Origin of the sequence: Stenotrophomonas sp. TWI1409, assembly GCF_039673015.1 — a bacterium.
In the GTDB taxonomy this organism is placed as follows: Bacteria; Pseudomonadota; Gammaproteobacteria; order Xanthomonadales; family Xanthomonadaceae; genus Stenotrophomonas; species Stenotrophomonas maltophilia_A.
This window is the reverse complement of sequence record NZ_JBDJKU010000101.1, coordinates 1-9,592: the sequence shown is the minus strand read 5'-3', so window position 1 is coordinate 9,592 and position 9,592 is coordinate 1. Positions and strand designations below refer to the sequence as shown.

Below are 9,592 nucleotides of genomic sequence, written 5' to 3'. Positions count from 1 at the left end.
GTCGGAGTGCGGGGTGTCAGCCGCATGGATGCGGCTGCCAAGCCTACAGGGACGTACTTGCGGCGTCCCCGCACTCCGACACCGCCCCGCCACCCCACGCAATGCCAGCTTCTGCTGTTGCTGTTGCTGTTGCTGTTGCTGTTGCTTCTGAGGTTGCCGGCCAGCGGCCGGCACTACCCGCGGGTGCAGGGCTGCACGCCCTGCTCGACCCACGTCACACCGTGATGGTCTGGGTCAGTGACTCCCACGTCGGTGGCACCGGCCACGCCGCCGCCTGGTTGCCATCCAGCACCCTGCGCAGATCACGCGGATCGATCTGCGGTGCCAGCACGTGCACCAGCTCCAGCGCGTAATCACGCAGCACGCGATCGCGAGGCAGCACCGCCCAGGCAATGCACTCAGTGATCGGCTCCGGGGCCGGCCACGACCTCAGGTCTTCGTCGTTGGAACTGACCGCCATCTCCGCCAGCAGGCCCACGCCCAGACCGGTACGCACGTAGGTTTTGATCAGGTCGGCATCGAGCGCGGTCAGCGCCAGATCCGGCACCAGGCCGTTCGCAGCGAAGGCGCGCTGCAACGAGGAATTCGGCCGGGTCGAGGATTCGTAGCTGATCAATGGCTGGCGGGCCAGCGCGGCCAGGTCTGGGGCGCGGCCGGCGCGGTCCAGCGGGTGGCCCTTGGGTACCACCACCAGGCGCCGCCAGCGGAACAGCGGCACCGCGATGCCATCAATGGGCTCACCGCCAGCGGTGCTGATGATCGCAATATCGGCATCACCCTGGTTCAAGCGGTCCAGCGCGTCGGCTTCGCCGGCCTGCTGCAGATGCACGCTCACCTGGGGATAGGCCTGCTTGATCGCTGCCACCGCCGGCGGCAGCACGAAGCGCGCCTGGGTGTGGGTGGTGGTCAGGATCAGCTGGCCCTGGCTCTCGCGGCGCTGGTTGGCCGCGTAGGTGCGGATGTTGTTGGCCTCGGCCAGCACCGCGCGGGCGCGGGCGATGACCTCGGTGCCGGCCGGGGTGACCGACTCCAGGCTGCGGCCCTTGCGCACGAACAACAGGAAACCCAGCTCGTCCTCCAGCTGCTTGAGCTGCTTGGACAGACCGGGCTGGGTGGCGTGCACGCGCGAGGCGGCCAGCGTGATGTTCAGCTCGGCGTCGGCGATGGCAACCAGGTAGCGCAGCTGGGTCAGCGTCATGGGAGGGAGGCGGCGTGGGGCGGAGGTCCACTCTAGGGTCAATTGCCGTCACCAGCTTATAACCAAAGGTTGTTTAAGAAAGGTATCTGGTCATTTCCGGGCGTCATATGCCGGCGCTACGGTCAGCCGGCAGCCGCTGGCCTGAACAGCCAGCCCTCCCCCTTCGCCCGCCGAAGCCCGGCGCGGCCCCGTTTCCGGAGCGCTTCCATGGCCCTGTACGACTCCATCCTCGATACCGTCGGCAACACCCCCATCGTCAGGCTGCAGCGCCTGGCGCCCGCGCAGGTCAGCGTCTACGCCAAGGTCGAGTCGTTCAACCCGGGCGGTTCGGTGAAGGACCGTCTGGCGCTGGCGATCATCCTCGACGCCGAGGCACGCGGCCTGCTCAAGCCAGGCGACACCATTGTCGAAGCCACTTCAGGCAACACTGGCGTGGCACTGGCGATGGTCGCCGCCGCGCGCGGCTACAAGTTCGTGGCCACCATGGTCGAGACCTTCTCGGTGGAGCGCCGCAAGCTGATGCGCGCTTACGGTGCCAAGGTGATCCTGACCCCGGCCGCCGAGCGCGGCAGCGGCATGGTGCGCAAGGCGGCCGAACTGGCCGAGCAGCACGGCTGGTTCCTGGCCAGCCAGTTCGCCAACCCGGCCAACCCGGCCTATCACCGCAACACCACCGCTGCCGAGATCCTGCGCGACTTCGCCGGCAAGCGGCTGGACTACTTCGTCAGTGGCTGGGGCACGGGTGGCACGCTTACCGGCGTGGGCGAAGTGCTGAAGGTCGCGCGCCCGCAGACCCGCATCATCGCCACCGAACCGGCCGGTGCCGCGCTGCTGAAGGGCGATGACTGGAAGCCGCACAAGATCCAGGGCTGGACCCCGGACTTCGTGCCGGACGTGCTCAACCGCGATGTGGTGGACGAACTGGTCTCGGTCGAAGATGACCGCGCGATCGCCACCGCGCGTCGCCTGGCTGCGGAGGAAGGCATCTTCGTCGGCATCTCCGCCGGCGCCACCGTGGCCAGCGCGCTGGACGTGGCCGCCCGCGCTGAACCGGGCTCGGTGATCCTGGCAATGCTGCCCGATACCGGCGAGCGCTATTTCTCCACACCGCTGTTCGCCGATGTGAATGAGGGTTCCGACGACGACTGGCTGGCCGGCCTGCCGTGATGCATCGGGTCGGATCCCTTTCCTGCAGGGAAAGGGCTCTGACCCGGTTCGCCAGAACCATGGATCGCAGGGGTCAGAGCCTTTTCCGTGCGGAAAAAAGCTCTGAGCCCTTTCTGCTTCAGCCTGCGTGAAGGCGTCGCCCGCCATCGTGCGTGAAGGCCGTCGGATCGCAGCGCGTGAGACGGTCATGACGCAGTATCGATGCCCTGTCCCCTACCGTGGGAACAGCCGGCGCAGATGCTGCGCGGAACACCTCACAGGCAGGAGACGGACGCATGAAGATCGAAGTTTGGCAGGGCGATATCACGACCCTGGCGGTGGATGCGATCGTCAACGCGGCCAATGAAACACTGCTCGGCGGCGGCGGCGTCGACGGCGCGATCCATCGCGCGGCCGGGCCGGCATTGCTGGCCGAGTGCGAGCAGTTGCCGGAACTGCGTCCGGGCGTGCGTTGCCCGACCGGTGAAGTGCGCGCCACCGACGCTTACGCATTGCCTGCGCGGCATGTACTGCACACGGTGGGCCCGGTCTGGCACGACGGCCAGCGCGACGAACCGGCATTGCTGGCCAACTGCTACTGGAAATCGCTGCAGTTGGCCGAGTCGCTGGGCGTGAAGTCAATCGCGTTCCCGGCGATCAGCTGCGGTGTGTATGGCTATCCGCTGTACCAGGCCGCGCAGATCGCAGTGACGGAAACACTGGCGTGGCAGCGCAGCCATGCACAGCCGATGCGCATCGTGCTGGTGGCGTTCAACACTGCTACGGCGAAGGCCTACCAGCAGGCATTGAGCGCCGCGGGACAAAGCACGGACAACGAACCGCGCGGATCGATGCTGCCGCCTCTGGGCGATGCGGGCTTCGCCGCTGCGCACTGAACCGCAGCGCTTCCGGTAAAAGGAAAGGCCGGGCATTGCCCGGCCTTTCCCGTTGCGGCCTTGAGGTCATCCACGCTACGCGTGGATCACCTCAACGGCTGGCTGCTTCCACCGCAGCAGCGGCGTCATCGGCCACGGCAGCAGCTGCATCGGCAGCGGCGCGTGCGGCCGAGGCGGCAGCACCGTCGGCGCTGGCACCTTCGACCTGCACGCGCACTTCCACCAGGCCCGCACCGTTGTTCAGGCTGGACACGTCGACGGTGTAGTGACCGGCCGGCAGCGTCTCTTCCAGGCGTGCATTGGTGCCATTGCCACCGTCGTCGTCGGTCAGCTCAACGTCGCCGCCGACCACGCGCAGCACGGTATCGACCTGGCTGGAAATCGCGTCCAGGCGCACATCGGCCGGACGATCCAGGGTCAGCAGGAAGCGGCGGCGGCCTTCGTTGTCCAGCATGGTGTACGCGCTGCCCGACTTCGGCAGTGCCGTGCCATCGCGATCCACCAGGTTGCCTGGCAGTTCAATGCGGGTGGCCGACAGGGTGAACATGCCATTGACGCCGTCGCCGAGGCCGCGTGCAGTCAGGGTGTACTTGCCCGGCTTCAGCGAGAGGTTCAGGCGCGAGTTGGTGCTGTCGCCGCCGTCATCGTTCTCGGCATCCACGCCTTGGCCGGACAGCTTCAGCACCGGATCGAAGACATCCGAGACGAGGCGGATCTCGTACAGGCCCGCCTTCTCCACCTGCAGGGTGTAGTCCTGCGAGTTGCTGGCCAGCATATCGACGATCTCACCACTGCCCACCAGCGGCTTGCCGTCGTACGGCTTCAGCTTCTCGGCGCGCAGGCGGTACGGACCAAAGGCGCTCGGACCGTTGGCGTTGACCGCCACCTGGTAGGTGCCGCCACCGTTGGCACGGAAGGCCAGCGAGACATCGCCTTCGCGTTCGTAACCGGTATTGCTGGTGGACACCAGGCTGCCGTTGTTGAACACGGCGATCGAACCGGTCAGTGCGCCGGTGAGCTTCAGGCCGACCAGTTCCCTGTCTTCCAGCTTGATCTGGTACAGCTGGTGATGGCTGCCGTCGTTGAAGTTGATGCCGCTGCGCGAGGTGATCTCGCCGGACACCGGCTTGTCGAAATCGAGCGACGCGGCCTTGCCTGCGTCACCACCGCCACCGATGCGGTTGCAACCGCCAGCGATCAGGACCGTGGCGACGGCCAGTGTGATTACTGCCAAACGCATGTTTTTTCTCCTTGGCCTTCCATGTATGTCCCGCACACCGGCCCGGTGCGTGGGGGCGGAAAAGATACCCGCAAAAGCAAACGCCGGCGTGATGCCGGCGTTGCCCTGTTCATCCTGCGATGGGACGGATCAACCGTTCCACTTGCCCAGCGCGGCCAGGCCGTTGTCCTTGGCGCGCTCGTACACGGTCTTCTGGGCGGCAGCGTAGTTGCCCTTCATGTCCTTGGCCCACAGCTTCAGCGCGGCCTGCTGCATGGCGCGGCCGTAGGAGAAGCTCAGCGGCCACGGCAGGTTGCCCAGCTGGTTCATCGCGTTCAGATGCTCGGTGGACTGCTCGTCGCTCTGGCCACCGGACAGGAACACCACGCCCGGCAGGATGGCCGGCACGGTGCTCTTCAGGCACATCACGGTCGACTCGGCCACTTCCTCGACGTCGGCCTGCTCATCGCAGCCCTTGCCGGAGATGACCATCGAGGCCTTCAGGATGGTGCCTTCCAGCAGCACGTTCTGCTGGTACAGGGCATCGAACAGCGAACGCAGGGTGGCTTCGGTGACTTCGTAGCAGGTCTCGATGTCGTGGTCGCCGTCCATGATCACTTCCGGCTCGACCATCGGCACCAGGCCACATTCCTGGCACAGGGCGGCATAGCGGGCCAGCGCGTGGGCGTTGGACTCGATGCAGGTGCCCGACGGAATGCTTTCGCCGATGTTGATCACCGCACGCCACTTGGCGAAGCGCGCACCCAGCTTGTAATACTCCTGCAGGCGCTCGCGCAGGCCGTCCAGGCCTTCGGTCACCAGCTCGCCCGGGCAGCCGGCCAGCGGGTGCGCACCCTTGTCCACCTTGATGCCCGGAATCATGCCGTGGTCGGCCATGTACTTGGCGAACGGCACGCCGTCCTTGGTCGACTGACGGATGGTTTCGTCAAACAGGATGGCGCCGGAAATGTGCTCGTTGAGCTTCGGCGTGGTCAGCAGCAGTTCGCGGTAGGCACGACGGTTCTCCTCGGTGTTCTCGATACCGACGCCTGCGAAACGCTTGGCGATGGTAGCGGTGGATTCGTCGATCGCGATGATGCCCTTGCCCGGGGCAACCATGGCCTGGGCGGTTTCAGCCAGCTGTTCGATGCTCATGTACTTCCTGTGGCGGGTGCGGGAAAAACGTAAGTATAGCCCCGCCGCCCGTTGCACCGACGTGCAGGGCAGTCTGGAAACGATTCCAATGTCCGCACCGGACAGACGATGTCCTGTTGCGCCGGGTCACGACCCCTTCAGGGATCTGACCCCGGGTCGGACCCGCGCAGCGGCTCCGACCCGGGGCCGCCTGGGTTTACAGATCGCCCAGGCCGCTGGCGCGGCCGTCTTCGCCCACTTCCAGCAGGCGCAGGGTGTTGGTCGCGCCCAGGGTTTCCATGTGCTCACCGCTGGTGAACACGACGCGGTCACCGGCCTGCAGCAGTTCGGCTTCCACCAGCAGGCGGATGCTGCCGCGTGCGGCTTCACGCGGGGTCAGGCCACGGCTGTCGAAGTTGATCGGGTAGACATCGCGCATCAGCGCCATCTGGCGGCGCGCACCGTCGTGGCGGGTGACCGCGAACACCGGCGCCTTGGCGCGGAAACGCGACAGGTAGCGTGCGGTGCCACCGGATTCGGTCATCGCCACGATCGCGCGCACGCCCACGTGCTGCGACAGGAACATGGTGGCCATGGCAATGGCCTGGTCGGCACGTTCCAGGTTGCGCGGCGAAGCGTTGAAGTCGGTCTCGGTCTGGAACTGGCGCTCTGCACCCAGGCAGATGCGCGCCATCGCTTCCACGGCCTTGACCGGGTAGGCACCGGCAGCAGTTTCGGCCGACAGCATGACCGCATCGGTGCCGTCGATGACCGAGTTGGCCACGTCCAGCACTTCGGCGCGGGTCGGAATCGGGCTTTCGACCATCGACTGCAGCATCTGCGTAGCGGTGATGACCACCTTGTTCTGCGCCAGCGAGGCCTTGATGATCTTCTTCTGCAGGCCCGGCAGTTCGGCATCGCCGATTTCCACGCCAAGGTCGCCACGGGCCACCATCACCACGTCGCTGGCCTCGACGATCTCTTCCAGGTTCTCGATCGCCTCGGTGCGCTCGATCTTCGACACCAGCGCGGCATCGCAGCCGTGCGAGCGGGCGATCTCACGCGCGTCGTTCATGTCCTGCGCATTGCGGCAGAACGACACGGCAATGAAGTCGACACCGATCTTGGCGACGATGCCGATCAGTTCCTTGTCGCGCTCGGTCAGCGCGCCCAGCGACAAGCCACCGCCCTGCTTGTTCAGGCCCTTGCGGTCGGACAGCACACCGTCGTTCAGTACGGTGTTGATGATGCGTTCGCCCTGCACTTCCACCACCTGCAGCTGCATCAGGCCGTCGTCGAGCAGCAGCACATCGCCCGGACCCACGTCCTGCGGCAGGCCGAGGTAGCTCACGCCCACCTGGGTGGCGTCACCCGGGCCGGCGCTGGTGCTTGCGATCAGGTCGAAGCGGTTGCCCGCCTTCAGCTGTACCTTGCCTTCGGCGAAGCGCTCGATGCGGATCTTCGGGCCCGGCAGGTCGGCCAGGATGCCCACTTCCACGCCCACGCGGGCCGCGGCAGCGCGCACTTCGGCAGCACGCTTGGCCTGGCCGGAGGGATCGCCATGGCTGAAGTTCAGGCGCACCACGTTGACGCCGGCGCGGAACAGATCCTCCAGCACGCCCGGCGGATCAGTGGCCGGACCGAGGGTGGCAAGGATCTTGGTGCGACGCTGACGCTCGAACATGGTGAATGGGCCTCTCCCGATAAAGAACGGAAATTAGCACATCCTTCACGCCGCATGTATACGGTTACAGCCTTGTGCCGCCTGACTTCGCGGGTCATGGAACGGACATCGGCCGGACATACGCTGGCGCAGGGTGGTGGTGGCGCCGGGCATGGCCCGGCGTTACCGATCAACGGCGCATCACGCCAGCAGCGTTTCCAGCTGCGCCGGCTCACGGGCCAGCTGCCCGGCACCGGCTTCGGTGAGTTCGGCCTCACCGCCAAAGCCCCACAACACACCGACGCTGCGCAGGCCATGGTGACGCGCGCCTTCAATGTCCATGCGGCGGTCGCCGATCATCCAGCACTGCGCGGGCTGCACCTGCAGCCGACGCAGCGCCTCACCGACCAGTTCCGGCTTGTGGCTGCGCGAGCCATCGAGGGTTGAACCGACGATCTCCTCGAACAGCCCACCGAACGGCAGGTGGGCAAGGATGCGGCGCGCGTGCGGCTCGTTCTTGGCAGTGACCACCGCCAGGCGATGGCCACGACCATGCAGCGTGCGAAGGGTGTCTTCCACCTGCGGGTACACCGTGTGCTCGCGCCAGCCCTCGGCGTCGAAGCGCTCACGGTAGTAGCCCACCGCCTGTTCCACCCGCGCCGGTTCACCGAACAGCGGCGCGAAGGTGGTGCGCAGTGACGGACCGATCCAGCCCAGCAGGGTCTCCTGCGATGGCACCGGATGGTCCATCTTCTGCAGCGCATAGGCGATGCAGGCGGTGATACCCACCTGCGAATCGATCAGCGTGCCGTCGAGGTCGAAGAACAGAACATCCTTGCTGCGGTCGGCACTCATGCGCCGCGCGCGTCGAGTGCGGCCACCGCCGGCAGGGTCTTGCCTTCCAGGAATTCCAGGAACGCACCGCCACCGGTGGAGATGTAGCTGACCTGCTGGGCGATATCGAACTTGTCGACCGCGGCCAGGGTGTCGCCGCCACCGGCGATGGAGAACGCCGGCGAACTGGCGATGGCACGGGCCAGCGCTTCGGTGCCCTTGCTGAAGGCCTCGAATTCGAACACACCGACCGGACCGTTCCAGACCACGGTACCGGCCTTCCCGATCAGCTGCGCGTACTGCGCCGCGGTCTGCGGGCCGATGTCCAGGATCAGGTCGTCTTCGGCAACGGCGTCGACCGCCTTCACTTCGGCAACCGCGTCCGGCATGAACTGCTTGGCGGTGACCACGTCCACCGGCAGCGGGATATCGGCGCCACGCGCCTTGGCATCGGCCACGATCTTCTTCGCGGTGTCCAGCAGGTCCGGCTCGTACAGCGACTTGCCGACGTTGTAGCCGGCGGCAGCGATGAAGGTATTGGCGATGCCACCACCGACGATCAGCTGATCGACCTTGCCGACCAGGTTGGCCAGCAGTTCCAGCTTGGTGCTGACCTTGCTGCCGGCGACGATGGCCAGCAGCGGCTTGGCCGGTGCATCCAGCGCCTGCGCCAGCGCGTCCAGCTCGGCCATCAGCAGCGGGCCACCGGCCGCGACCGGGGCGAAGCGGATGACGCCATGGGTCGAAGCCTGCGCACGGTGCGCGGTGCCGAAGGCATCCATCACGAACACATCGCACAGGGCGGCGTACTTCTTCGACAGGGCTTCATCGTCCTTGCCCTCGCCGACGTTCATGCGGCAGTTTTCCAGCAGCACCAGCTGGCCCGGCTGCACGTCGACACCGTCGACCCAGTCGCGCACCAGCGGAACCTCGCGACCGAGCAGCTCGGACAGGCGCTGGGCCACCGGCGCCAGCGAATCGGCTTCGCTCCACACACCTTCCTTCGGGCGCCCCAGGTGTGAGGTGACCATCACCGCCGCGCCCTGCTCCAGCGCGCGCTTGAGCGTCGGCAGCGAAGCGGTGATGCGCTGTTCGGAGGTGATGCGGCCATTCTCGATCGGCACATTCAGATCCTGGCGGATCAGCACGCGCTTGCCGGAGAGGTCGAGGTCGGTCATGCGGACGATGGACATGGGCAACTCTTTGGCTCAGGGACGGGATGCCGGGCTACGGCAGACGGCCATTGTATCGGGTGCGGGTGGTGGGAGGGCCGATGCCTGCGGCAGGCAGAGGCGCACAGCAACTGCAACAGCAACGGCAACGGCCAAAGCGCTGGCGCTTCGTGATGCTGGGGCTGGGCCGGGGTAGTGTGGGCTGGCAGGGGACGCCGTGGATCCGTCCCTGGAGGCTTGGCAGCCGCTTGCTCGTGTGCGCTGTCCTGCGCACACGGCAAGACCGGGGTTGGGCGTCCTGCCCAACCCGCCCGAGGCATGCCTCGGGCC

At 66.6% G+C, this 9,592-nt stretch carries 8 protein-coding genes; 2 read left to right on the top strand and 6 right to left on the bottom strand.

Features of this window, described 5'->3' with window-relative positions; all coding sequences use genetic code 11:
• Positions 1–214: 214 nt before the first annotated feature.
• On the bottom strand, positions 215–1,198 hold the full coding sequence (locus tag ABE423_RS19670) for a LysR family transcriptional regulator (protein ID WP_125892704.1): 984 nt from the start codon (positions 1,196–1,198) through the stop codon (positions 215–217).
• 207 nt (positions 1,199–1,405) lie between these two features.
• Between ABE423_RS19670 and cysK the strand changes: the two genes are divergently transcribed.
• Both cysK and ABE423_RS19660 read left to right on the top strand, forming a co-directional pair.
• Positions 1,406–2,365 (top strand): cysteine synthase A, encoded by a 960-nt coding sequence (gene cysK, locus ABE423_RS19665; protein WP_032127874.1) that lies wholly within the window; start codon positions 1,406–1,408, stop codon positions 2,363–2,365.
• A gap of 275 nt (positions 2,366–2,640) precedes the next feature.
• Positions 2,641–3,240: an O-acetyl-ADP-ribose deacetylase gene (locus ABE423_RS19660; RefSeq protein ID WP_032127873.1), complete on the top strand. Its 600-nt coding sequence runs from the start codon at positions 2,641–2,643 to the stop codon at positions 3,238–3,240.
• Positions 3,241–3,331: 91 nt separating this feature from the next.
• Here ABE423_RS19660 and ABE423_RS19655 read toward each other — a convergent pair whose 3' ends face one another.
• The 5 genes from ABE423_RS19655 to ABE423_RS19635 all read right to left on the bottom strand — a co-directional run bounded on the left by ABE423_RS19655 (position 3,332) and on the right by ABE423_RS19635 (position 9,283).
• On the bottom strand, positions 3,332–4,480 hold the full coding sequence (locus tag ABE423_RS19655; protein WP_154264281.1) for an ABC transporter substrate-binding protein: 1,149 nt from the start codon (positions 4,478–4,480) through the stop codon (positions 3,332–3,334).
• Between the two features lie 129 nt (positions 4,481–4,609).
• The gene (locus ABE423_RS19650; RefSeq protein ID WP_010481439.1) at positions 4,610–5,614 is read right to left on the bottom strand and encodes a class I fructose-bisphosphate aldolase; all 1,005 of its coding nucleotides are present in this window, start codon (positions 5,612–5,614) and stop codon (positions 4,610–4,612) included.
• A 196-nt stretch (positions 5,615–5,810) separates the two neighbouring features.
• Positions 5,811–7,277, bottom strand: a complete 1,467-nt coding sequence (gene pyk, locus ABE423_RS19645; protein ID WP_125892698.1) for a pyruvate kinase — start codon at positions 7,275–7,277, stop codon at positions 5,811–5,813.
• Between the two features lie 180 nt (positions 7,278–7,457).
• A complete protein-coding gene (locus tag ABE423_RS19640) occupies positions 7,458–8,111 on the bottom strand; it encodes an HAD hydrolase-like protein (protein WP_125892696.1) in 654 nt (217 codons plus the stop codon).
• The gene (locus tag ABE423_RS19635; protein ID WP_032127869.1) at positions 8,108–9,283 is read right to left on the bottom strand and encodes a phosphoglycerate kinase; all 1,176 of its coding nucleotides are present in this window, start codon (positions 9,281–9,283) and stop codon (positions 8,108–8,110) included. The genes ABE423_RS19640 and ABE423_RS19635 overlap by 4 nt, the downstream gene beginning before the upstream one ends.
• Between the last annotated feature and the right edge of the window lie 309 nt (positions 9,284–9,592).